The following is a 23,776-nucleotide window of genomic DNA, read 5'->3' as shown; positions in this document are numbered from 1 at the left end:
TGCGCTGCCGAGGCAGTGCCCCGACGCGCAAAGCGCTTAGAACATGCCTTCGAACTTCTTCTTGAAGCGCGACAGGCGGCCACCACGGTCCATCAGGCGCTGATCGCCGCCGGTCCAGGCCGGGTGCGAGGACGGATCGATGTCGAGCACCAGCTCGTCGCCCTCGGCGCCGTAGGTCGAATAGGTGATGAATTCCGTACCATCGGTCATCTTGACCTTGATCTGATGGTAATCCGGATGCAGATCGGGATCGTTCTTCATAGGTGCGCCCTGACTGAATGCCTCGCCCGCTGGCCAGTAGCCTGTCTGTCCGGGCAGATTTGTGTGTTCGGAAGCGGCCTCTATAGTCGAGATGGCCGCCAGAAACAAGCCAGACCGCCTCACGCGAAGCGATCACTATGCCCGCGTCCTGATGGCACTTGAGTGACATAAGCCCGTGGGGCATGGTCCGTCAAAATTGACGCACCTGTCCGACGGGGCCGACCAAAGAGTTAACGTCTTGAAAAAAGACAAAAAAACAAAAAATACCGAACTGCCCTCCGTGGCCGCGAATGAAGTGGACAATGCCTCACGGCGGCCCCGCCTGCGACCTCTCGCGGCGCTATGGCCCTATGTAGCCCGCCACCGGGGCAAGCTGACCCTCGCCGCAATCTCTCTGGTTGTTTCTGCACTCGCCATGCTTGCCATTCCGCTGGCGGTGCGACGCGTCATCGACATGGGCTTCGGCAGCCACGACGGCGTGCTGATCGACCGTTATTTCGCTGTGCTGGTGCTGATCGGCTTTGTGCTGGCCGTCGCCAGCGCGGCACGGTTTTACTACGTCAACTGGCTGGGCGAGCGGGTGGTTGCGGATCTGCGCAGCGACGTGTTCCGCCACGTTGCCGAGCTTGGCCCCGCCTTCTTCGAGCGCAACCATTCGGGCGAGCTGATGAGCCGCCTGACCGCCGACACCACGCAGATCAAGGCGATGGCCAGCACCTCGCTTTCGCAGGCGCTGCGCAGCCTCATCATGATGGTTGGCGCGCTGGTCATGATGTTCGTCACCAGCGTGCATCTGTCGTTGCTGGTGCTGCTGGCAATCCCGCTGACCGTACTGCCGCTGATCGCGGTGGGCCGCATGGTGCGCCGTCTGAGCCGCCGGGCACAGGATACGCTGGCGGAAGCTTCGGCCTATGCCTCGGAAAACCTCGCCGCCTCGCGCACGATGCAGGCCTTCGCGCACGAGAAGGAAGCGGCCAACCAGTATCGCAGCGCCGTTGAGGTTTCATTCGAAGCCGCACGCGAACGCATGCGTGCCCGCGCGGCGCTGACAGCGCTGGCGATGTTCCTCGTCATCGCCTGCATCGTCGGCATCCTGTGGTTCGGTGCTGCGGCCGTCGTCGATGGCAGCATGTCGGTGGGCCGCCTCAGCCAGTTTGTGCTGTACGCGGTGTTTGCCGGCGCCTCGTTCGCGCAGGTCTCGGAAATCTGGGGCGAGATCAACCAGTCGGCTGGCGCCGCCGAGCGCCTGACCGAACTGCTGGCGCTGCAGCCGGAGATCACCTCGCCCGCCGATCCGGCGCCGTTGCCCGTCCCGCCGCTAGGCGAAGTGGCGCTCGACGGGGTGAGCTTTGCTTATCCGGGCCGCCCTGATCTTCCTGCGCTGGATAACGTTTCGCTGCGCGCCCGCCACGGTGAGAACATCGCCATCGTCGGTCCTTCCGGCGCCGGCAAGAGCACCATCTTCAATCTGTTGCTGCGCTTCTTCGATCCGCAGCAGGGCGCTGTGCTGGTGGATGACATCGACGTGCGCCGGGTAGACCTTGATGCCCTGCGCGCCCGCATGGCGCTGGTGCCCCAGGACGTGGCGCTGTTTGCAGACACCATCGCCGACAATATCCGCTACGGCAGCCCCGATGCCTCCCGCGAGGCGGTGGAGCGGGCCGCAGAAGCAGCGCAGGCCGCTGGCTTCATCCGCGCGCTGCCGGACGGTTACGACACCCGGCTGGGCGAGCGCGGCATCACGCTATCGGGTGGCCAGCGCCAGCGCATCGCTATTGCCCGCGCCATCCTGAAGGACGCGCCGATCCTGCTGCTCGATGAAGCCACCAGCGCGCTCGACACCGAAAGCGAAGCCCTGGTGCAGCGGGGGCTGGAACGCCTGATGACCGGCCGCACCACACTGGTGATCGCCCACCGCCTTTCGACCGTGCAGAAGGCCGACCGCATCATCGTCATGGACAAGGGCGAGATCGTCGAACAGGGCACCCATGGCGAGCTGATCGCCCGGGGTGGTCTGTATGCTCGGTTGGCAGAAATGCAGTTCTCAGCCGAAGCCGCCGAATAGCCGCCCCATTCCCGCGCATCATGCCGCCAGTGCCCGGTGACAGGGTCACGAAAAGCGGCGTAATGTGACGCCCAAACGAAACTATCGGGACTAGGGGGGAACACCATGTCAACTGAACTCGACCCGGGCACGCAGCCCGAGGAAACCACGCAGGGCAACCCTGCACCGCTGTGGATCTTGCTGCTGCTGATCGGCCTTGGCGCCGTCGCTGCCTATTCGGGGTACACGGCGCTTTCAAAGCATCAGCAGCACCTTGAATCGGAAAAGGCGCGCGCGGATCTCACGTCCCAGCGTGACCGGCTGAAGGCCAACGCGACCGACCTGACCCGTCAGATGGAGCAGGCCAACGCTTCGCGGCAGGAGGTCGAGAACGCGCTGAAGCAATCGCGCGCCGACACTGAAGCCGCGCAGGCTCAGATCACCGATTTGCAGAAGCAGGTGGCCGAGTTGCAGAACGCCGCCCGCCAGAAGGTCGATGATGCCCAGAGCCAGCTTGAGGGCCTGAAGAAGAAGGCAGCCGATCTGGAACAGCAGACCGGCGTGCTGGAAAAGGCCCGCGCCGCCGCTGAGGATGCGCTGAAGGCCGCCAACGCCGCCAAGGACGCTCTGGAGGCTGATCTCAAGGGTCAGCTTGCAGCCGCGCAGAAGCGGCTCAGCCAGGCTCAGGCGGACCTGAAGAAGGAACGCGAGCAGGTGAGCCCGGTGCCGATGCCGCCGCCTTCGCAGGACGCTGCACCCGCAGCACCGTGATCGGCGAGCTGTGAGCCGCAGCTTTGGAGCGGGTCGATCCGCGTTTCAGCTAAGCCGCGGGATCACAGCGCTTGAAAATAAAAAGGGCGTCCGAGCAATCGGGCGCCTTTTCGTTTTCCGGGATTGAAGCGCATAGGCGTCCCGGCTTCAGTGTCGAGCGACACGCAAAGCTCGCTGGGTTAGGCCACGCCGAGGCAGAGCGCATATTGATAGCGGCGCTATTCTTTCAAGTGTGCGTTCACTCCGTCACAAGGCATTTTCTGTCCATGCGCCACCCATCGAGACCTTCTCGCTGGAGCCGGGCGCGTAGTTCATCCGAGCAGAAATACGTCTGCGTAAATGGCAGGGGCAGCTTCCATAAGTGTCGGTCTGAAATAGTCTTGCGCTTAAGACCGATCCGGCCAGTCCGCGCGAGCCCTCCCGCGCGGTTAGTATCGCTATTGCCTGAGTCAAGGGCATCTACGATCGGCGTTGCCAGGAGAAGATGGTAGGTGTCGAAAGGCTCGCCCGTCTTTTCCGCGATCAGCGTGATAGGAACGGACGCGTGCAAGCCCGGCTCGAGTTCGTCGATGATCTCTTTGACTCGCGGCGAAACGATCCAGGGTCCAAGGGACCAGCCCAAGATATGCGGCGTTGCGCCCTTGCGAGGCTTGCCGACGCGCAGACCGGTCGGGAGTTCGGCGCTCACGTCCGGCGGACGTGGACTCATGCCATCGATGAACACCTTCTGGCGCGGCGTTATTTCCGGGACGAACTCCTTGCTGACCGACCTGGAGTCGTTTCCCGTTGTTTCGATAAGATATGGCATTGCGCTGCTTCGTTTATTGCCTGACGCGACGACAGTGCTTGCATTCTTCTGCAACCGGTCAAACGCGCAAACTGGCATGAATCTCGACCGTTGTCGGGATGACGTTGCGCGGAGGCTTGCCTCCGCACAAGCCGTTACGCGCTCGGCGGCCGGCTCTCCGAAGGAGAGTCGCCGAGCGCAACAAACAACCAGGGCCGGCTCCGCGCAGCGGAGCACCGCGGGCCAGCCCGCGCCAATCATGCACCGGCGGCCGGCGCCCCGCAGGGGTGTCGCCGGTGCAAAAACAAAAGAGATCGCGCTAGCGATTGGTGAGCTTCAGCTCGATACGGCGGTTGCGTTGGAGGCTCAGCTCGTCGGTGCCAGCTTCCAGCGGTCGGAACTCGCCGAAGCCCGCCGCCACCAGCCGCTCGGGCGGCACGCCACGGCTGGCGAGATAACGCACCACAGCGATCGCGCGCGACGTCGATAGCTCCCAGTTGGATGGGAACGTCGGGCTGTTGATCGGCCGGATGTCGGTATGGCCATCCACCTGCAACGCCCAGTCGATCTCCTTCGGGATCTCCTTTTCCAGCTCGATGATCGCCGAGGCGAGCTGGTCCATGGCGGCCAGGCCCTCGGGCGTCAGCTGGTTGGAGCCGGAGGGGAACAGCACTTCGGATTCAAACACGAAGCGGTCACCGACAACGCGAATGTCCTTGCGGTTGCGCAGCAGCTCGCGCAGGCGGCCAAAGAAGTCGGAGCGATAGCGTTGCAGCTCCTGCACCTGCCGCGCGAGGGCTGCGTTGAGGCGGGCGCCCAGATCCTTGATGCGCGTCTGGCTTTCGGCATCCTTCTTTTCAGATGCCTCCAGCGCCTCGTTGAGCGCCGCGATCTGCCGGCGCAGCGACAAAAGCTGCTGGTTCAGCAGGTCAACCTTAGCCAGTGCTTCATCGGAAACCTTCTTCTGGTTTTCGAGTTCGATGGTGAGCCCGGAGATGCGCGCATCGGCTGACTTGGCGGCTTCATCACCCGACAGCGCAGAACCGGACAGGCGGCTGTTATCGGCGCGCAGGCTGGACAGCGTGGCCTGAAGCGCCGCCATCTCATCCAGCGCCTCCTTGCTCTTGCCCTTCTCCAGCGACAGCAGGTTGGTGAGTTCGGTGATCTGCAGCGTCAACTGGCGCAGCGCGCTGTCCTTGCCGCTGGCTTCCTGGCCGGCGAAATACTGCGCCAGCATGAAGATCGACATCAGGAACGTGACGACGAGCAGCAGCGTCGACAGAACGTCGACATAGCCGGGCCAGAAATCGTTGTACTCCGCGCGCCGCCGCGATCGCCCGCCCGCCATCGGCTAGCTCCGGCGTTGCAGGTTGAGGGAAAGCTCTTTCAGCGTCTTCGACAGCTCGGTCTGTTGACCGGCCTGCTCATCGACCCACTCACGCACCACCTTCTGTTCGGCGCGCATCTGGGCCACGAGCTGATTAACGCCACGGGCAAGCTCGCGCAGCTGCTCTTCGCTGCCCGCACTGCCGCCACCACCCAACGCACCCGCCATAGCCTGATCGGATAGCCGGTTGGAGAGGTCCTCAACCGCGCGCTGCATGTGCAGGATGGCGGTGGAGAGTTGGCGGTTCACCTGATCCGACGAGCCGGTCGATCCCGGTGTCAGCTCGGTGATGCCAGACAGCCATTCCTCCAGCTCGTTGTAAAAGCGGTTATGCGCGTGGCTGGCCTGCAGTTCCAGAAAGCCAAGCACGAGCGAACCGGCGAGACCGAACAGCGATGACGAAAACGCCGTGCCCATGCCCTTCAGCGGCGCGGACAGGCTGGCCTTGAGGTCGGAGAACATGGTGACGTTGTCGGCGGCGTTGGTGTCGATGGAATCGATGGCACCGCCAACCGATTCAAGGGTTTCAAGCAGACCCCAGAAGGTGCCGAGCAGACCGAGGAACACCAAGAGGCCAACGAGATACCGCCCCGTGTCGCGCGCTTCATCGAGGCGCGAGCCGATGGAATCCATAATCGACCGCAGCGATGCGGTGGAGAGCGACAGCGCGCCGGTGCGATCGCGCAGCATCGCCGCCATCGGCGCCAGCAGCACCGGCTGATGCGCAATGGCGAGCCCCGGATCAGCGATGCGGAACGCATTCACCCAGCGGATTTCGGGATAAAGCCGGATGACCTGCCGGAACGCATAGATGATGCCCAGCGCCAGCACGCCAACGATCAGACCGTTGAGGCCAGGGTTGTGCAGGAAGCTCTCGATGAGTTGCTTGTGCAGAATGGCAACGAGGAACGCCACCAGCGTCAAAAAGATGAGCATGCGGATGAGAAACACACCCGGCGGCGTCAATGGCCGATGCCCCAGCGCCGATCCGCTCGCTTCATTCTTGCGTCGTCTTGCCATCCCCGAGCTCCGACCCGCCGCTTCAAAATTTTACCAGCCCGCGACAATACCCGAAGCCAATGACAGCACAAACCGGGCAACATCGTGCCCGGCGCTACATAAAGCGCATCTCAGCCACACCGGGCAGCGTTATTCGTGCCTCAACCGGCGGCGATGAGCGGCAGGAATTCTTTATGCAGGGCGCTGTTGGAGGCCACCACTTCGCCATGGACCAGCATATCGCTAGCGCCGGAAAGATCTGTGACAGTACCGCCCGCCTCACGCACCATCAGGATGCCGGCCGCCATGTCCCACGGCTTGATGCCGCGCTCCCAGTACAGATCGAAGCGCCCGGCAGCGACCCAGGCGAGATCGAGCGCAGCCGAGCCCGTGCGCCGCACCCCGGCAACCTGCGGAAATACAGCATGGGCTTCGCGCTTGAACACCGCGTGGCCCTGACGGCCGATGTGCGGAATGCCCGTCGTTACCAACGCATCCGACAGCCGCTTGCGGGCCGCAACACGCAGACGGCGGCGATCGTTCAGGAAGGTGCCTTTGCCCTTCTCGGCCGTGAACATTTCGTCCGAAATCGGATTGTATATGAGGCCCGCAACAAGCTGGCCTTCGCGCTCCAGTCCGATCGAGATGGCGAACATCGGCACGCCATGCAGAAAGTTGGTGGTGCCATCCAGCGGATCGACGATCCAGCGGTGCGTGCGATCATCGCCGACAACCTCGCCACGCTCTTCCATCAGGAACGAATAGCCCGGCCGCGCCTTGGCCAGCTCGCGATAGATGATTTCTTCAGCGCGCAGATCGGCAGCGGTAACGAAGTTGCCCGGCCCCTTCACCGACACCTGCAACTGCTCCACCTCGCCGAAATCGCGGCTGAGGCTGCGCCCGGCCTTGCGGGCGGCGCCGATCATCACGTTCATAAGCGCTGAAGCGGGCATGGTGCGAAAATCCTTGGCGAGCGGGCCGACCCTCCGGCACGGACGGCCCGAGTAACCCTTGCAGACTGCTGTGGCAAGGGCGCGAACGGCCGCTGCGGGCGAGAAATGCAAAAGGAAGTCTAAACTTCAGGCGTCAGTACAGGATTAAGAACGGTTGGCGAAATACCGTTCGGAGAAGGAGGAGCGCGCACCAATCAGCGCTGGCGGCCGGCTCTCCGGAGGAGAGTCGCCAGCGCGACCTAAAAACACGGCGGCCGGCTCCCACCGGGGAGTCGTCGGTGCGAAAAAGCAAATCTAGAACATGCCGGCGTCTTCGCGCCATTCCATCGCGGCCTGTTGCGCAGCCAACCGCTGCGCCTTGGGCAGCTTTTCAACGAAGGCGTCGAGCTCCTCGTCCTTCAGCCCGCCCGCCTGGGCGATGAAGCGCCACTTCGCTGCTTCCTTCGGGTCCTTTTTCACGCCCACGCCCTGCGCGTAAACGTGCGCCAGCCGGTTCTGCGCCGCCACCAGCCCCTTCTGGGCCGCCGTGTGCAGATAAGGAATGGCCTTCGGTTCGTCCTTGGTCAGCCCCAGCCCACGCAGCAGCACCACCGCATAGTCGAACTGCGCCTCCGGCATGCCCTGCTCCGCCGCCTTGCTCAGCCAGCGAGCAGCCTCCAGCGCGCTCGGCTCAACGCCGGTTGCGTTCTGATACATGCTGGCGAGATCGTACTGCGCAACAGCAACGCCCTTCTCGGCCGCGTAACGAATATGCATCGCAGCACGATATGGATTCTGCGGCTTGCCGTCGCCCTTCATGAACAGCAGCCCAAGATTGTAGTTGGCTTGCGGATGGCCCTGCCGCGCCGCTTTCTCGAACAGTTCGGCGGATAGCTTGCGGTCTTTCTTCACGCCGCGCCCTTCGGCCAGCAGCACCGCAAGCGCGAACGTGGATTGCACGTCTCCCAACTCATCGCCATGGGCATACCATTTGATGGCGGTCGAAAGATCCTTGCTGACGCCGAGGCCTTCAGCATAAAGCCGGCCCATCAGCGTATGGGCCTGCGGATCGCCCTTCGTTGCGGCCTCGCGCGCCAGCTTCGCAGCGGTGAGATATTGCCCCTGATCGAAAGCGATATAGGGCGCCTCATCGCCGCTTGGCTCCGCCAGCAGCTTTTCACCAAAGCCTTTGCCCTGCGCCTGCGGAATTGGCTGGGCAGATTGCGCGGGCTTGGCGAACTTTTCGTTCGGCGCCACCTTCACCGGCTTGCCGCTATTTGGCTTTGGCACCTCGGTGGACTTCATGATCCACGAGCTGGTGTCAGCACTCAGCGGCGGTGCGGCTCCAAACAGAACTGCCGTCATCGCCAACAGGCTGCAAAGCGGCGCCCGCGCAGTCATACGCACCAAGCGGCGTGCACGCACACCTTGCGGCGGCCATGCACACACCTGCCTGACGATGCGATGACGCCGCCGCTGCTTCATGCCACTTCCTCGCGCACCGGAGCCGCCGCAACAATGGCGTCGCGAAGCGTCGCAAACTCATCCGCCGTCAACGCACATGACGGCACCAGCGCGATGAAATCGGCACCCGCTGCAGACAGCGTTTCCGCTTCCTCCGGCGTCTCAACATCCAGCGCGATGCACGGCACTTCGAAGATCTCGCTCCACCAGGCCACCAGTTCGCGGCGGCGGTTGCCTGCTGCTTCGCGATCCTCGACATGGGGGGGAATACCGAAGCCAATATAATCGGCGCCTTCCTCGGCCAGCGTCATCGCATCATGGCGCGAGCGACCGACATCGATGCCGACGATGTAGCGCGTGCCGAGAATATCGCGCGCCTCGCCATACTGCGCCACAACGTCCTGATGCCAGGGCAGATGAACACCATCAGCACGCAACGTGCGGGCCAGCTGCGCATCGCCATAAATCAGCGCGGCGATTTCCTGCGACTGCACCAGCTCCACCAGCGGCCGCGCGTTTGCAGCCGTGAGCGGCTCGCTATCTGAAGGAGCGATGATGACGCTCGCCGGATGCGCGCGCTTCAGCACGTCGGCCAGCGCATCGTGGCTCGACCCGGCCGTCACGACCACGCACAGCGCCGGCCCATCCTTTTGATCCTGTTCCTGATCCTGCCGTGCCATCGCCTTTTCCAATCCCGCCAGCTGAAGCCTAATAGGGCTCAATAAGGCGGAAAAGCGACCCCTCCAAATGGCAATCCATCGCGGCCACACCCATCGCGGATTTTTGGGCAGGGACACAACGCCACTCTACCACAGGTTGCCTGCGCATCCAGAAGCGCTCAGAGCCTTCTCGCATCCTAAGCGCGGGTAAAAAAATCGCGGGACATTCGAAGCCATTTAGCACCTCCGCAGCGCCAAAAACTCAACCCGCAAGTGGCATGCTGTCCCCGATCGGCCCCGGAAGCGATCGCGATGGCGCACGCCAAATTTGCCGTCCGCTCGGGTTCCTCGGCCTGGCTCTATTCGACATCTGTCGCAACGGGAGGACATCCTCATGGCTTCACTTACAGTTCCGGAAATGGAAATGCGCGTCGCCGAAACGAAGGCACTGATCTCTGAAAAGTGGGGTTGGTTCCTCGCACTCGGCATCGGCCTCATCATCGCCGGCATCGCCGCCATCGCGTTCCCGCTGGTTTCCACCATCGCCGCCAAGATCATGCTGGGCTGGCTGTTCCTCATCGGCGGCGCGCTGCTGGTATTCCATGCCTTCCAGGCTCCGCAGTGGTCGGGCTTCCTGTGGGAGCTGATTATCGGCGCGTTGTATCTGATCGTCGGCGGCTATCTCGCCTTCTTCCCGCTCACCGGCCTGCTCACTCTCGCCGTCGTGCTTGCCGCGCTCTTCATCGCGGAAGGCATCTTCGAGATCGTGATGGCCTATCGCGTCAGCCCGCATGAAGGCTGGTTCTGGCTGCTGCTGTCGGGCATCGCCGCCATCGCCGTCGGTGTACTGATCGCACTCGGCCTGCCGGGTTCGGCAACGTGGGCGCTCGGTCTTCTGGTCGGCATCAACCTTCTGTTCTCCGGTTGGAGCTATATTTTCCTCGCTCTGGCGGGGAAGAGCGAGCACGACAAGGCTGTGCCTGCTGCCCGCTGATCGGATTGCAAGCGATTTAGACGCGTAACATGGCGGGGAGTTGGGTTGCCGATGGAAAAGCTGGCTTTGTTTCCAGTGTTAGCTTTGGGTGCAGGTTTGTTTCTCAACGCCGCCACGTCCGGCGGTATGGACAGCGCCCAGGCACAGCAGGTGGCCGAACTTTCGACCACCACCGTCGCCAACGAAGAGATCCCCGCCGACATCCTCGCGGTACAGATCCGCAAGCAGGGCTATGAGTGCAAGAACCCTTCGGGGGCAAAGCGCGATCCTGCTGCTTCGCGGGCTGACGAGCCGGTCTGGATTCTGACCTGCGAGAACGCCGAGTATCGCGTTCGCGTCGTCGGTAACATGGCCGACAGCGTCGAGAAGCTGTGAGACGAGGCAGCATTCGCCTGCCTCCACGCACTCACCATTTCGCGTCATCACATAAAAAAAGGCGGGGCTTTGCAGCCCCGCCTTTTTGTTTGTCATACCAACCAGCGCTGGCGGCCGGCTAACCGGAGGGCAGTCGCCAGCGCTAACTTAAAATGCGCTGGCGGCCGGCTCCGTACAGCGGAGTCGCCCGCGCCAGCCAATCAAGTCCGCCACGGATGCTGCGGCAGATCGCAGATACCGACAACCTTGAGGCCGGCGGCGGCAACCTTGTGATCGTTCTCGACCGAGCTGCCCGAAACGCCGATGGCGCCGACAAGCACGCCTTCCTCATCGACGATCGGCAGACCGCCGGGGAAGGTGATGAGCCCGTCATTGGAATGCTCGATGCCGAACAGCGAACCGCCCGGCTGCGAAAGCTTGCCGATCTCGCCCGTGGGCATGCCGAAATAGACCGCCGTCTTGGCCTTCTTGATCGCGATGTCGATGGAGCCGACCCACGCATCGTCCATGCGCACGAACGCCTTCAGGTTGGCGCCGGAATCGACGACCGCGATGCACATCTGCGTCTTCAGCTTCACGGCTTCCTTGCGGGCAGCCTCGATGGCGGCCAAGGCACTCTTCATCGTAACGTGCATGAGTATCTCCAGGGAGTATCGGCAGGGATTCTGCCGGAGCAAAAATTACAGACGCGCGTAAATGGGGGGACAACAAAGCCCGCGCAATACCAAATCAAATGCATTCCGATTGAGCGCACGGGTACAGGATCGGCCACGCAGCCCTCAGGCAACCGACCATCCCATCAGGCCGGGCGCGGCGCCGGAGTGCTCCCGGCATTAAAAACGCTCTAACAAAAAAGACGTTCCGCGCGTTGGAGCGCGAAACGTCTTCGATGGTCAAACCTGCGGAATGTTGCAGCGAAAACCGTTACGCTGCCTTTTCCAGATTCTGCTTCCACTGCCCCAGAGCAGCCAGCGAGTTCATCTTGGCGCGGTGCGTAAATGCGCTCTGACCGGCAGCGACATTCTCAGCCTTGCCGCCCCAGGCCTTCAGCGCGGCGGCCTGCAGCGCGCGGCCATAGGAGAACGTGACCTTCCACGGCAGATCGCCGATCTCGTTGATCAGCGACAGGTTCTGCGTCGCCTGCTCATCACTCTGGCCACCGGAGAGGAACGCGATGCCCGGCACGGCTGAAGGCACGGTCGACTTCAGACACTTCACCGTCAGCTCGGCCACCTGCTCGGGCGATGCCTGCTTGGCGCACTTCTGACCGGCGATGACCATGTTCGGCTTCAGCACCATGCCTTCCAGCGCGACGCCAGCGTCATACAGTTCCTGGAACACGACACGCTGCGTCCACTCGGTGACGTCATAGCAGCGCTCGATCGTGTGACCGGCGTGGGCGCCATCCATCAGCACTTCCGGCTCAACAATCGGAACGATGCCGGCTTCCTGGCACAGCGCCGCATAACGGGCCAGCGCATGGGCGTTAGCCTTCACACTGTTCCACGACGGCAGACTGTCGGTGATGGTGATGACCGCACGCCACTTGGCGAAACGGGCGCCAAGCTGGTGATACTCAGCCAGCCGCTCGCGCAGGCCGTCGAGGCCTTCGGTGACGGTTTCGATGCTGGCATTGCGGCCAGCCAGCGCCTTGGCGCCGGTGTCAACCTTGATACCCGGAATGGAGCCCGCGGCCTTCATGACATCAACCAGCGTCGTGCCGTCCTTGGCCTTCTGGCGGATGGTCTCGTCATACAGGATGACGCCGGACACATAGTTCTTCATGGCGTCGTCGGCGCGGAACAGCATCTCGCGGTAGTCGCGGCGCGAGTCCTCGGTTGATGTTACACCGATGGAATCAAAGCGCTTTTTGATAGTTCCAGAGCTCTCGTCGGCGGCGAGGATGCCCTTTCCGGGAGCAACCATGGCCTGGGCGATCTTTGCAAGCTCTTCAGTCATGAACATTCCTCGCATAGGAAGGCATAATTCTACCGGCTGGACTTAGCGCCAAAACGCCCAGAGGGCCAGCCCCGGCAGGTCCGTCAATAGTACCTGCAGCGTGCATAACCGCATCGACGGGGTAGGGTTTCCCCGATCCGGCCGGCAACCGGCCCCGGACAGGCCGCAGAAACCTGATCCCGGTCAAGTTCAGTGAGAACCCGGCGGTTACGCCCCGCCATAGCCGGCGATGGCCAACGTCCAGTATTGGCCCGATCCGGAACCGTCCGCCCCCGCAAACGTTGGCCATCAATAGCGATCAACCCTGAGAAAAGGAGCGCGCCATGGCTCGCCCGACCACGGATGATCTGCAGAACTATCCGGCGCAAAAGGCGCGGCAGGGCGAGATGATCCTGAAAACCCGCACCCAGCGCATCGTTTTCATCGCCGGTCTGATCGGCATGATTGCGCTGCCATTTATTGGCGCGCTGATCTTTAGCTAATACGGAAGCTAATACGGAGGACGCCATGGCTGTCTGCGATACATGCGGCAACGATTACGACAGGACCTTTCAGATCACGCGGGCCGGCAAGACCATGACATTCGACAGCTTCGAATGCGCAATATCGGCAATGGCGCCGCGCTGCGAGCATTGCAACTGCCGCGTCATCGGCCACGGCGTCGAGTCCGCGGACGGCAAGATCTTTTGCTGTGCGCATTGCGCAGCGCAAAATAACGTAATCGGTTTCAAGGATCGCATGTAATCGGCGCTGACTGTGTCCGCGTGACGGCCAAGGTGCGGGGGTTATGCCGTGGCCGCATGCGCCTCGGCAAAAGCTGCCAATGCGGCAAGTGCCGCATCGATGTCATCGCCGGTATGGTCGGCCGAAATCTGAAAGCGGATTTCGTCCTCGCCCTTGGGCACCACCGGATAGGCCAGCCCCGTCGCCAGAATGCCGCTGTCGCGCAGGTGAGCGACGAGCTGTTTCGTGCGTTCGGTATCGCGCACCATCAGCGGCACAACTGGATGCTCGCCGGGGATTGTTTCCAGCCCAAGCTTTGCAAGCCCATTGCGGAAGCGCACGCCCATCGCACTGAGATGCGCGAGCAAGCCTTCGCCCTCGGCGCTGTCCACGCGGTCGACGGCAACGCGCGCAGCCTCAGCCTCACCCGGCGTGATGGGGTTGGAGTAGATATAGAATGGCGACGTCTCGCGCAGATAGTCGATGATGGATGTTGCTGCGGTGACATAACCACCGTTGACACCAAACGCCTTGCCCAGCGTGCCGATCAGCACATCGACATGCGCCCCGCCGCATACTTCCTCAGTGCCGCGCCCGGTTTTGCCGAACGCGCCGACACCGTGGGAATCGTCCGCGACGACAATCACGCCCTCGGCGTAAAGCGGGTGGAACAGCTTCGCCAACCGCATCAGTTCATCAAGACGCGCGTGATCGCCGCGCATACTGAACACTCCATCCGACACGATGACCGCGCGCTTGCACTTCTTGGTGAAGGCGCCAAGCTGGCGCATGATCTCGTTGTAGTCGAGATGGTCGTAGACGCGCTTCTCAGCCGGACGTGACAGCGCAATCGCGTTGATGATCGAGTTGTGATTGAGCGCATCGCTGAGCACCAGCGTGCTGTCGGTGATGAGCTGCGGCAGCACCCCCATCACCGTGGCATATGCGGACGAGAACAGCATCGCTGCATCGCGCCCGTGAAAATCGGCAAGACGCTTCTCCAGCTTCACATGCGGCGCCCACGTGCCCGAGATAAAGCGCACAGCGCCCGGCCCGGACCCGTAGCGGCGCACCGCTTCCTCCTCAGCTTCCAGCACACGCGTTGCGAACGACAGCCCCAGATAGCTGTTCGAGTTCATGCGCAGAAACGGACGGTTGCCGTGGCCTTCAATGAGATAGCGCGGGCCTTTGCCGTCAGCCGGCTCAACCATGCCAACGGTGACGGTTTCATCGCCCTTCAAGCGGCCTGACGCTGCAAGCTCATGCAGTTTTTTGTCCAGCAAAGGCGTCAGTTTATCGATCGGCATGGCAACCTCAATCAGCAGAACTCAACGGCGGGCTTCAACGCGCTGGCGCGCCGGCTTCATTTTTTCGCCGAGGCGCAGCAGCATATCGCGCGCCATGGCGTGAAGATCGAATTTCGGCGACCATCCCCAGTCTGCGCGCGCTGCACTGTCATCCAGCGAACGCGGCCAGCTATCGGCAATCGCCTGCCGCACCGGATCGATCTCATAGTCGATCTCGAAACCGGGCATGTGCGCGCATATCGCGGCGGCAATCTCCTCCGGCGTCACGCTCATCGCGGTGATGTTGTAGGCGTTGCGATAGCGCAGCTTGCCTGCATCCGTTGCCATCAGCCGCATCATCCCGTCGATGGCATCGGGCATGTACGCCATGTCGAGCCGCGTATCGGGCGCAAGGAAACAGGTGTACTGGCCATAGCGAACCGCGTGGCAGAACATCTCCACCGCGTAATCTGTGGTGCCGCCACCGGGCGCCGCCGCATATGACACCAGCCCTGGCAGACGCAAGCCCCGCGTATCGACGCCGAAACGCGAAGCGTAATAATCGCACAGCAGTTCGCCGGAAACTTTCGTCACACCGTAAATCGTTGTCGGCCGCTGCACCGTAACCTGCGGTGTCATATCGCGCGGCGTATCCGGGCCGAACGCGCCAATCGAACTGGGAAAGAATACCTGACAGCCATAGCCGCGTGCCACTTCCAGCACGTTGTAAAGGCTGCTCATGTTAACCGTCCATGCAAACTGCGGCGCGGCTTCCGCCGAAGCTGAAAGCAATGCCGCGAGATGATAGATGGTAGAAACGTCGTGGCGGCGCACCGCCTCGTGCAACTGGTGCGGATCGGTGCAATCGAGATGATCGTAAGGCGCCAGCGCTTCCGCTCCCGTAGGCGGCAACACTTTCAGATCGGTCGCGATGACGCGATCGCGGCCATACTCAGCGCGCAGCGCAGGCACCAGTTCCGATCCGATCTGGCCGAGCGCCCCGGTGACGAGGATGTTCCCCATACGAGCCTCCTGCCCGCATTGAACGCGAAAACTATAAATATCTCGATAGACACAGCGTTCACTTTGCGTGCGTGTTCATTGCCGGCGAACAAAGTTCCGCTCCTGGCCGTTATGGGGGTGGTGCACCACCCCCGCGAAGGAGCGCCGCATGCCGCCTTCGCAAATCTGTCATGGAGCGCAGCCTATATAGGCGCCTGCATAAAACCGGCTTTGCTCGCAACCTGACCTGGGGAACTCCAAACCCGTGACCAGCACATCGCAGAACTACGACGCACGTGCCCGCGCGGATCTGATCGACAGCCTGGATGAAGAGCTGGAGATGGAACTGGACGACATCCGCATGGAGCGCCTGTCGGAAGGCGTCACTGAAGGCGCTGGCTCCCTGTCGGAAGGCATCGAGCGAGCGTTCTATTTCAAAGAGCTGTTCCGCCTGCAGGGCGAACTGGTGAAACTGCAGGATCACGTTGTCGCCAATAAGCTTAAAGTTGTTGTCTTGTTTGAAGGCCGCGACGCAGCCGGCAAAGGCGGCGCCATCAAGCGCATCACCCAGCGCCTCAATCCGCGTGTATGCCGGGTCGCCGCTTTGCCTGCCCCCAGCGAGCGCGAACGTACGCAGTGGTATTTCCAGCGTTACGTCTCGCACCTGCCTGCCGGCGGCGAAATCGTGCTGTTCGACCGCAGCTGGTACAATCGCGCCGGCGTCGAACGCGTGATGGGCTTCTGCACTGAAGACGAGGTCGAGGAATTTTTCCGCTCGGTGCCCGAATTTGAAAAGATGCTCGTGCGCTCGGGCATTACCGTCATCAAATACTGGTTCTCGATCTCCGACGAAGAGCAGCATTTCCGCTTCACGCGTCGCATCGACGATCCGTTGAAGCAGTGGAAGCTAAGCCCGATGGATCTGCAATCGCGCATCCGCTGGGAAGACTACACGCGCGTCAAGGAGCAGATGCTGGAACACACCAACATCCCGGAAGCGCGCTGGTGGGTGGTTGAGGCCGACGACAAGAAGCGCGCGCGCCTGAACTGCATCGCGCATCTGCTTGCTCAAATTCCATATCAGGAAGTACAGCACGAGCCGGTGGTTCTGCCCGCCCGCACGCATCATCCGGATTATCAGCGCCATCCCGTGCCGCGCGAAATGTACGTGCCCGCGAAATACTGATTTTGCGCGCCTGAACGAACAACGACAGCCGGTTCAGCGTCACCTGAGCCGGCTACGCGCTCGGCGGCCGGCTCTCCGCAGGGGAGTCGCCGAGCGCAACAAATAACCACGGCCGGCTCCTCGCAGAGGAGTCGCTGAGCGCCATCAAAAAAGCTGACGCGCTCTAAGTGTTCTGCGCGTTCTGCCGATAGGTTTTGAAGCGCTCCAGCACGCGCTCCATTTCATCATCGGTCAGCAAATGCGGCTCGCCGATGGTGAGCAGCTTTGCATACTGCGTGCTCAGCACCTCCACCTCGTGCGCCAGTTCAAGCGCTGTTGGAAGATCCCGACCCACTGCGATCTGGCCGTGATTTGCCATCAGGCATGCGTCGCGCTCGGCCAGCCCAGCTTGCACATAATCGGCCAGCTGATCGGTGCCGAAGGTGTCATACGGCACCAGCGGGATGTCCTTTCCGCCCGCGACGGCAATCATATAGTGAAACGGCGGAATGGATTTGTGCGCGCATGCAAGCACCGTTGCGTGCAGGGAATGGGTGTGCACCACAGCACCAATGTCGGCGCGCCCACGATACGCGGCCAGATGAAAGCGCCATTCGCTGGAAGGTTTCCGCGCCTTGGCGTCAGGCACGTTACCGTCGCCATCAACGAAAACGATGTCGCGCGGTTTGGTTTCTTCATAGGCCATGCCGCTGGGCGTTATCAGCATGCCGTCATTCCAGCGGCACGACACATTGCCGGAGCGGCCAGGCGACAGACCGGAGCGGCTCATCGCCAGCGCCGTCGCGATCACCTCGCGGCGCGCATCCCGCTCAAGTCTCTCAGCACTGTCACCCATAAAAGGCTCTTTCGTTGGTTCGCTGGCCCCTTCGTTCGCTGGCGGCGGGCTCCCCGCAGGGGAGTCGCCAGCGAACCAACAAAGTGCCAGCGAACGCAAGTTGGAACCGGCCGCCGGCGAACGAATTTAACCCACCCTGCGCTCGGGATAGAGCGAGAGCAATCCTTCGCGACTGGCCGCACAAACGCCACGCTCGGTGATGAAGCCGGTGACGAGGCGCGCAGGCGTAACGTCGAACGCCGGATTGCCCGCAGGCGATCCCGGAGCCGCAATTTCCACCGTCACAACGCTGCCATCCGGCAATCGCCCCGGCATCTTCAACACTTCATCGCCGTGACGTTCTTCAATCGGTATCTCGGCGCCGTCCTGCACGGTCCAGTCGATCGTCGAGTGCGGCAGCGCCACATAAAACGGCACCGCGTTGTCCTGGGCCGCAAGCGCCTTCAGATAGGTCCCGATCTTGTTGGCCACATCACCATTCGCAGCCACGCGATCCGTGCCGACGATGACGATGTCGACATCGCCGTGCTGCATCAGATGCCCGCCCGCGTTGTCGACCACAATCGTATGCGCGATGCCATGGCTGCCCAGTTCGAACGCGGTGAGCGAGGCGCCCTGATTGCGCGGACGCGTTTCATCCACCCACACATGCAGCGGCACACCGGCGTCGTGCGCCTGATAAACCGGTGACGTCGCCGTTCCCCAGTCAACACACGCAAGCCAGCCTGCGTTGCAGTGCGTCAGCACATTGACCGGCGCACCGTTCTTGCGCGCGGCAATTTGCTCGATCAGCTTGCGGCCGTGCACACCAATAAGACGGCAGGTTTCGACATCCTCATCGCAGATCGCCGCCGCGCGCGCATAAGCAGCTTCGGCCCGCGCATTTACCGGCAACGGCAGCACCGCGCGGCGCATCTCATCCAGCGCCCAACGCAAATTGATGGCTGTCGGCCGTTGCGCGGCGAGAAACGCACTCGCGCGTTCTATGGCGTCATCCGACGCATCGTCGCGGATCGCCAGCGCCATGCCATAGGCCGCCGTCGCGCCAATGAGTGGAGCGCCGCGCACCTGCATGGTGAGAATGGCCTGCGCGGCCGCTTCCACCGTTGCAAGACGCACGATGGCAAGTGCATGCGGCAGCTTTGTCTGATCGATGATTTCAACCGACCATCCGTCCCGCGCCAGCCAGATAGTGCGGTAGGGTTTGCCTTCAATCTTCATCCGCAACAACTCTCACTCAATGGGCGGCGTCAGGGGCGCCATGGGAATTTGCAGGGTATGCTCAAGTCCGCACGCATTGCAGACAAGCACATACCATTCAGCGTAGGGACGCGCGGAACGATCCAGAACCGTCAGCCCCTGCGCGTCGCAAACCGGGCAGGCGACGGCGCTGTCCGGCGCCGCATGCCACGCCGCGATGCGTTGCATAGCCAGCCCCACACGATCCGATGGCAGTGATCTTGCGCCAGCGCCAGCCACATCAATGCCCCTCGAATGCGATCAGCGTATGGGTGCGCACACCGTGGCTGCGCAACAGATCGAGGCCGCCGAGTTCAGGCAGGTCGACCAGAAACGAAGCGCCAGCCACCAGTCCGCCCGTGCGGCTGATGAGCTTGGCCGCCGCTTCCGCCGTACCGCCGGTGGCGATGAGATCATCGACGATCAGAATGCGCTGACCCGGCGTGATCGCGTCTTCGTGAATTTCAATAATGTCGACGCCGTATTCGAGCGCATACTGCTGGCCGATGGTCTTCCACGGTAGCTTGCCCTTCTTGCGGATGGGAATGAAACCGCACGAAAGCCGATCGGCGACAGCTCCACCTAAAATGAAGCCGCGCGCTTCAATGCCCGCAACCGCATCGATTTTCTCGTTGGCGTAGGGCGCAGCCATACCCTCGACAGCGGCCTTGAACCCCCGTGCGTCGCCCATCAACGTGGTGACATCGCGGAACATGATGCCAGGTTTTGGGTAGTCCGGAATACTGCGGATCAAGCTGCGCAAATCACTCAAAGGGTTTCCTCCCGCCAAATTGCCGGCGCAAAATAGCAATATCGATCCTCGGGCGGTAGGCGTTTGACGCTGCCGCAAGTGCCAATCTTTGGCACTGGTTTCGCCTTCGCGAGCGGCGGGCGATCAGTTTTTTTCGAGGAGGCTTTTAGCGTGGCGAGTGTCGATTTCCCCCTTATGGCCGGCGAGGGCATCGAGGATCTTCCGCGCACGATCCGGCGCGAACGCGAGGCGCGTGAACGTGCAGCCCGCGAGCGTGAAGCAGCCGAACGCGCGGCGCGGGAGCAGGAAATCGCGGCACGCGACAGGCGCGAACGGGAAGCCAAATCGCCCGAACGCGTCGCCCGCAAAACCGATCACGGGCGCGATCATGTACGCAACCGAGATCGTGACACTTCCTTGTCACATGATTTTGCTTCAGTAGCGCCGCAGGCTGAAAGCGCCGATTACGATCGAGCCGACTACACTGCGCCATCCATCTTTCGCGGCCAGCACAGCCCCAGCGATGCAACGGCCGTGTCGCGTTTCGATGTGCCGTTCGCACACCTCATGGCCTTCTCCATCAAGGCCGTTGTCGCCGCCATCCCCGCGCTGGTTCTCCTGACGGCCATTCTTTGGGTCGGCGGCGCCCTGCTCAAGGCGTTTTTCCCCGAGCTCATTCACATGCAGATCCTGATTACCTTCCCGGATGGCAGTGCTCCGCCCAAACCGGTGTGATCAACTAGCGCTCAGCCATATGGTCTAGATACGCAATCAGCGCATCGAGATCGGCTTCGCTGAGTTTGCCTTCATCGAACGCGGGCATCTGCTGAGCGGGCCACGTGCGCACCGCTTTGGGATCGCGGATCAGTGCGCGCAAACCCGATGGCGTCAGATACTGCGTCGGATTCATAGGCGTGCCGAGATCGGGCCCGACATCGCTGACGCCCGCGTCATTCATGCGATGACACGGCATGCATTGCACCGTGAAAACCTGTTGCCCGTGCCGCGCCAATGCGTCAGCCGGCAAAGTTTCCGCCACCGTCATTTGCGGCCAGCGCAACGCCGGCGATGCAACAGCCGTGATTGATGCGGCGGCATAGGGCCATTGTTCGGAACCGATGCCAGAGCGTTCCGGATACTGCCAGATGAGATAGAACGGTCCGGCGGAAGTTTTCTTACCCGGCAGATCCGGCCACGGCGCTTTCGGATCTTCCACGGCCAGCCACGCAACGCTGCCGCCCGCAGCACCCTTCCGAACGAGCTCCAGCGGCAGCTGCGACGCAAAGCCATCGGATGCTTTGACTTCCAGCGTATCGAACTTGCCCGCGGCGCTATCGCCCACAAGTGCAAGCAACGGCACCGCGCGATAGTGCATCTTGCGCCCATAGGAAACGTCATCCGGCACGGTGATGGCCGTTGCGTCGCGCCGGGCCAACAATTCATCCGCTGTGTAACGCTGCACGCTATTGCCGATGGCGACATTCAGCGTTGCAGGTGCGCGCTCGGCGGCGAATGAGGCCACGCTCAGCAGCAGCAACAGTGTCCAGACGGTCAACACGTGGCGCATGGTGGCACTCGGGTTTCTGCAGGCGGCGAGAAGTCTAACCACGCAGCCTTAAGCGAACGCTATCGACGTTACGCGGCATCCGTCAGCTCACGGATGGCGCGCGTCAGCGCTTCCATCACACCCTGCTCACTGATGGCATGACCGGCGCGATCCAACATCTCCAGCCTGCAATTGCCCCATGCCTCGCTCAGCGCATAGGCCGTGTGCGGCGGGCACAGCAGATCGTAGCGCCCCTGCACGATCACACCCGGAATGCCGCGCAGTTTCGACGCCTCGCGCACAAGCTGATCCGACTGCAGGAAGAAGTCATTGCGGATGTAGTGCCCTTCGACGAACGGCGTCGGCGGCAGGCGTTCACTGCGTCCCGTCGATGGCGCAATCCGCGATTGCCCTGGCGCCAGCTCAGACAGCGCACGCTCATAGCTCGCCCAGATTTCCGCCGCCGGACGATGAACTTTCGGGTCTGGGTCGGCCAAACGCTCCAGATATGCAGCCAGCGGATCGGCGCGCTGAGACTCGGGAAGCGCACCGACAAAATCCGCATACAGTTCCGGCCGGAACAGCTTCGGCCCTTCGACGAAAGCCCACTCGACCTCGCGTCGCGTGCCCAGAAATGCCGCGCGCAATGCCAGCGCTGCAACGCGTTCGGGATGCGCTTCAGCGTAGGCTACCGCCAGCGTCGAGCCCCATGAACCGCCGACCACGATCCAGCGCTCGATGCCGAAGTGCGTGCGGATCGCTTCGATGTCAGCGATCAGTTTCTGCGTCGTGTTCTCATGCAGCGAAAGATACGGATGACTACGCCCGGCGCCGCGCTGATCGAACAGCAACGCGTGATGCCGCTCGGGGTCGAACAGCCGCCGATGCAGATGCTGCGATCCGCTGCCCGGACCGCCATGCAGAAACAGCGCCGGCACACCGTCACGGCGGCCCACCTCCTCGACATAGATCCAGTGGCCATCGCCAACATCCAGCATGCGCGCATCGAACGGGCGCAACGGTTGGGCTTCACTGGATGACGACATGCTGATTTACCTCGATGCGCTCACAGCAGCGGAATGCGATAGGTCACGAGCGCGCGCGTCTGCGGCTGCTGCGTCTCGCCGGGCGGATTGTCGGGAAACGCAACCGCCGAGTGGAACACCTGCACGCTCAAATTCCGCAACGGTCCCTGCGATGGAGCATATTCCAGCTCGATGTTGAATTCATTCTGACGGCCGAGCGAATTGCCGGTTTGCGGTTCGATTGCACCCCACGACCAGCCGTAGAACGTCTGAGCCTTGATACCGTCGAATAGAATTTTCGAGAAGTCATAGGCGGCGCCAATGACAATCGCTTGCTGCCCTGCATCGTTGAAGTTGAGCTGATCGAGCGTTGTGTAGGTTGGAAAGCTGCCGAAAGGGCTTTTCAAAGCCGCGGCGCTGCTATTATGCGACCCTGAAACAAAAATGGTTGCATTGGCGTAACTGGCAGCAAATCGCTCAGTTACCTGATGGGTGTTATAGGGCGCCCCCGGAAGCAGATTGGATCCGACCGTGCGTTGATCGGTGAAGCCGACATTGAAACGCAATTCGATCGGCTTCAGGTCAACGAACCAATCCACCGCGCCATACGCCGTGTTGACGACGTCGGGGATCAGATAGTTGATCACACCGACCGTAAGTCCGCTGGCAGGCCTGTATTTGGCGCCGCCAAGAAAAGCGCCGCGTTCCTCCGCCACACCAAGTGCCTCGGAAAAGGAATAGAAATGGCTGCTGTCACGCGCCTTGAAGCCCCATAGGTAAGCGAAGCCGTAATCAAAAGTTTGCGCCTCGTCGCGACGGCGCAACAGCGTGATGCCTTCGAACGAATTGGGGATGATGCGATTGTCCTGCGGGTTGATGTAGGGCGTCTTGATCAGCTGTCGGCCGATCACGACCTCCTGCCCCAATCCGCGCAGCTTCGCGTTGGCGATGGCAATCGAGCTCACCTCGGCCTGATTTTCCGTCAGCAGCAGCGTGCCGCCTTCGCCGGCGGGCGCCCACAGCGGCTGCGATGTTGCAACGGCTGCCTGCAATTGCAGCCAGTCATCATAAAAACCGGTCTGGACCGCCAATGCCGTGCCCGCCGCCCATGCGCGCGACGGCGGACCGGTTGCGTTGTTGCGATCGAGCGGCTGCGTGCGCAGATACAGCGACGCCTTCATATCGCGGAGGAACGGATCGGCCGTGCGCAGCCGCTGCTTCAGATCCTGCAGCAGCACCGGCTCGCCATCGGCTTCAGTTTCAACGCCGTCATCGGGCCTGGCAGGGTGATACGGACCGCCCGGCAGCGCAGGCTGGTGATCGAAGGTGCGATCGATCGGGCTGTAAACTTCTCTGGCGGAGGATGGAATCCGCACCGCAGCGTCGTCCTGCCCGGCGCGCGCAGTCACCATCACACCGAGCAACCCCAGCATGATAGCGCCGCGCAACAGCGTGGCGAATGCGCGTGCGACACTGGCCTGACGTCGAGCGGTGACCATGGATAGCCGGCGAATCAACCCTGCCCCAACCTTCGCATTGCATATCACAATC

25 protein-coding genes are annotated in these 23,776 nt (G+C 62.2%); 7 read left to right on the top strand and 18 right to left on the bottom strand.

The window, feature by feature from the left end:
* Positions 1-36: 36 nt before the first annotated feature.
* A complete protein-coding gene (gene rpmE, locus C6Y62_RS07395; RefSeq protein ID WP_068460362.1) occupies positions 37-261 on the bottom strand; it encodes a 50S ribosomal protein L31 in 225 nt (74 codons plus the stop codon).
* A 271-nt stretch (positions 262-532) separates the two neighbouring features.
* Between rpmE and C6Y62_RS07390 the strand changes: the two genes are divergently transcribed.
* Positions 533-2,326: an ABC transporter transmembrane domain-containing protein gene (locus C6Y62_RS07390; RefSeq protein ID WP_173953518.1), complete on the top strand. Its 1,794-nt coding sequence runs from the start codon at positions 533-535 to the stop codon at positions 2,324-2,326.
* A 105-nt stretch (positions 2,327-2,431) separates the two neighbouring features.
* The gene (locus C6Y62_RS07385) at positions 2,432-3,076 is read left to right on the top strand and encodes a hypothetical protein (protein ID WP_173953383.1); all 645 of its coding nucleotides are present in this window, start codon (positions 2,432-2,434) and stop codon (positions 3,074-3,076) included.
* A gap of 238 nt (positions 3,077-3,314) precedes the next feature.
* Here C6Y62_RS07385 and C6Y62_RS07380 read toward each other — a convergent pair whose 3' ends face one another.
* From C6Y62_RS07380 to C6Y62_RS07355, 6 genes are all read right to left on the bottom strand, one after another.
* A complete protein-coding gene (locus C6Y62_RS07380; RefSeq protein WP_173953382.1) occupies positions 3,315-3,884 on the bottom strand; it encodes an imm11 family protein in 570 nt (189 codons plus the stop codon).
* Positions 3,885-4,182: 298 nt separating this feature from the next.
* The gene (locus C6Y62_RS07375; protein ID WP_173953381.1) at positions 4,183-5,211 is read right to left on the bottom strand and encodes a peptidoglycan -binding protein; all 1,029 of its coding nucleotides are present in this window, start codon (positions 5,209-5,211) and stop codon (positions 4,183-4,185) included.
* A 3-nt stretch (positions 5,212-5,214) separates the two neighbouring features.
* On the bottom strand, positions 5,215-6,270 hold the full coding sequence (locus C6Y62_RS07370; protein ID WP_173953380.1) for a flagellar motor protein MotA: 1,056 nt from the start codon (positions 6,268-6,270) through the stop codon (positions 5,215-5,217).
* Positions 6,271-6,410: 140 nt separating this feature from the next.
* Positions 6,411-7,202 (bottom strand): inositol monophosphatase family protein, encoded by a 792-nt coding sequence (locus C6Y62_RS07365; protein WP_083509493.1) that lies wholly within the window; start codon positions 7,200-7,202, stop codon positions 6,411-6,413.
* A 294-nt stretch (positions 7,203-7,496) separates the two neighbouring features.
* Positions 7,497-8,666: a tetratricopeptide repeat protein gene (locus C6Y62_RS07360; RefSeq protein ID WP_246274452.1), complete on the bottom strand. Its 1,170-nt coding sequence runs from the start codon at positions 8,664-8,666 to the stop codon at positions 7,497-7,499.
* On the bottom strand, positions 8,663-9,325 hold the full coding sequence (locus C6Y62_RS07355) for a thiamine phosphate synthase (protein WP_173953379.1): 663 nt from the start codon (positions 9,323-9,325) through the stop codon (positions 8,663-8,665). Before C6Y62_RS07355 ends, C6Y62_RS07360 begins: the two co-directional genes overlap by 4 nt.
* Positions 9,326-9,698: 373 nt before the next feature.
* Here C6Y62_RS07355 and C6Y62_RS07350 point away from each other — a divergent pair, with 373 nt between their 5' ends.
* Entirely contained in the window at positions 9,699-10,298 is a 600-nt protein-coding gene (locus tag C6Y62_RS07350; RefSeq protein ID WP_083509492.1) for an HdeD family acid-resistance protein, read from the top strand.
* Positions 10,299-10,349: 51 nt separating this feature from the next.
* Positions 10,350-10,673 carry a hypothetical protein gene (locus C6Y62_RS07345; RefSeq protein ID WP_245281827.1) on the top strand — a complete coding sequence of 108 codons (324 nt, stop codon included), beginning with the start codon at positions 10,350-10,352 and terminating at the stop codon, positions 10,671-10,673.
* A 200-nt stretch (positions 10,674-10,873) separates the two neighbouring features.
* On the opposite strand, the gene C6Y62_RS07340 is transcribed toward C6Y62_RS07345, so the two are convergent.
* Together C6Y62_RS07340 and C6Y62_RS07335 are read right to left on the bottom strand one after the other, a co-directional pair.
* Positions 10,874-11,308, bottom strand: coding sequence for a GlcG/HbpS family heme-binding protein (locus tag C6Y62_RS07340; protein ID WP_068460310.1), 435 nt, complete (start codon positions 11,306-11,308; stop codon positions 10,874-10,876).
* A gap of 289 nt (positions 11,309-11,597) precedes the next feature.
* Positions 11,598-12,632 carry a class I fructose-bisphosphate aldolase gene (locus C6Y62_RS07335; protein ID WP_173953378.1) on the bottom strand — a complete coding sequence of 345 codons (1,035 nt, stop codon included), beginning with the start codon at positions 12,630-12,632 and terminating at the stop codon, positions 11,598-11,600.
* Positions 12,633-12,955: 323 nt separating this feature from the next.
* On the opposite strand from C6Y62_RS07335, the gene C6Y62_RS07330 reads away from it, so the two are divergent.
* Entirely contained in the window at positions 12,956-13,114 is a 159-nt protein-coding gene (locus C6Y62_RS07330) for a peptide ABC transporter permease (RefSeq protein ID WP_173953377.1), read from the top strand.
* A gap of 303 nt (positions 13,115-13,417) precedes the next feature.
* On the opposite strand, the gene C6Y62_RS07325 is transcribed toward C6Y62_RS07330, so the two are convergent.
* A complete protein-coding gene (locus C6Y62_RS07325; protein ID WP_173953376.1) occupies positions 13,418-14,662 on the bottom strand; it encodes an aminotransferase class I/II-fold pyridoxal phosphate-dependent enzyme in 1,245 nt (414 codons plus the stop codon).
* 21 nt (positions 14,663-14,683) lie between these two features.
* Positions 14,684-15,664, bottom strand: a complete 981-nt coding sequence (locus C6Y62_RS07320; protein WP_173953375.1) for an NAD-dependent epimerase/dehydratase family protein — start codon at positions 15,662-15,664, stop codon at positions 14,684-14,686.
* A 244-nt stretch (positions 15,665-15,908) separates the two neighbouring features.
* Between C6Y62_RS07320 and ppk2 the strand changes: the two genes are divergently transcribed.
* The gene (gene ppk2, locus C6Y62_RS07315; protein WP_338074337.1) at positions 15,909-16,829 is read left to right on the top strand and encodes a polyphosphate kinase 2; all 921 of its coding nucleotides are present in this window, start codon (positions 15,909-15,911) and stop codon (positions 16,827-16,829) included.
* Positions 16,830-16,992: 163 nt separating this feature from the next.
* Here ppk2 and C6Y62_RS07310 read toward each other — a convergent pair whose 3' ends face one another.
* The 4 genes from C6Y62_RS07310 to C6Y62_RS07295 all read right to left on the bottom strand — a co-directional run bounded on the left by C6Y62_RS07310 (position 16,993) and on the right by C6Y62_RS07295 (position 19,675).
* Positions 16,993-17,664 (bottom strand): class II aldolase/adducin family protein, encoded by a 672-nt coding sequence (locus C6Y62_RS07310; RefSeq protein ID WP_173953374.1) that lies wholly within the window; start codon positions 17,662-17,664, stop codon positions 16,993-16,995.
* Positions 17,665-17,790: 126 nt separating this feature from the next.
* Entirely contained in the window at positions 17,791-18,885 is a 1,095-nt protein-coding gene (mtnA, locus tag C6Y62_RS07305; RefSeq protein WP_173953373.1) for an S-methyl-5-thioribose-1-phosphate isomerase, read from the bottom strand.
* A gap of 12 nt (positions 18,886-18,897) precedes the next feature.
* On the bottom strand, positions 18,898-19,092 hold the full coding sequence (locus C6Y62_RS07300; RefSeq protein WP_173953372.1) for a hypothetical protein: 195 nt from the start codon (positions 19,090-19,092) through the stop codon (positions 18,898-18,900).
* A 52-nt stretch (positions 19,093-19,144) separates the two neighbouring features.
* Positions 19,145-19,675, bottom strand: a complete 531-nt coding sequence (locus C6Y62_RS07295; protein ID WP_173953371.1) for an adenine phosphoribosyltransferase — start codon at positions 19,673-19,675, stop codon at positions 19,145-19,147.
* 63 nt (positions 19,676-19,738) lie between these two features.
* Between C6Y62_RS07295 and C6Y62_RS07290 the strand changes: the two genes are divergently transcribed.
* Positions 19,739-20,389, top strand: a complete 651-nt coding sequence (locus C6Y62_RS07290) for a hypothetical protein (protein ID WP_246274451.1) — start codon at positions 19,739-19,741, stop codon at positions 20,387-20,389.
* Positions 20,390-20,393: 4 nt separating this feature from the next.
* Here C6Y62_RS07290 and C6Y62_RS07285 read toward each other — a convergent pair whose 3' ends face one another.
* The 3 genes from C6Y62_RS07285 to C6Y62_RS07275 form a co-directional block, all read right to left on the bottom strand.
* Positions 20,394-21,221, bottom strand: coding sequence for a c-type cytochrome (locus C6Y62_RS07285; protein ID WP_173953370.1), 828 nt, complete (start codon positions 21,219-21,221; stop codon positions 20,394-20,396).
* Between the two features lie 68 nt (positions 21,222-21,289).
* Positions 21,290-22,246, bottom strand: coding sequence for a prolyl aminopeptidase (gene pip, locus C6Y62_RS07280; protein ID WP_173953369.1), 957 nt, complete (start codon positions 22,244-22,246; stop codon positions 21,290-21,292).
* Between the two features lie 20 nt (positions 22,247-22,266).
* Positions 22,267-23,724, bottom strand: coding sequence for an OprD family outer membrane porin (locus C6Y62_RS07275; protein WP_173953368.1), 1,458 nt, complete (start codon positions 23,722-23,724; stop codon positions 22,267-22,269).
* Positions 23,725-23,776 lie beyond the last annotated feature (52 nt).

The organism is Hyphomicrobium sulfonivorans, from assembly GCF_013306565.1.
In the GTDB taxonomy this organism is placed as follows: domain Bacteria; phylum Pseudomonadota; class Alphaproteobacteria; order Rhizobiales; family Hyphomicrobiaceae; genus Hyphomicrobium_A; species Hyphomicrobium_A sulfonivorans.
The sequence above is the reverse complement of the archived record's forward strand: the minus strand, read 5'-3'. Positions and strand labels throughout refer to the sequence as shown.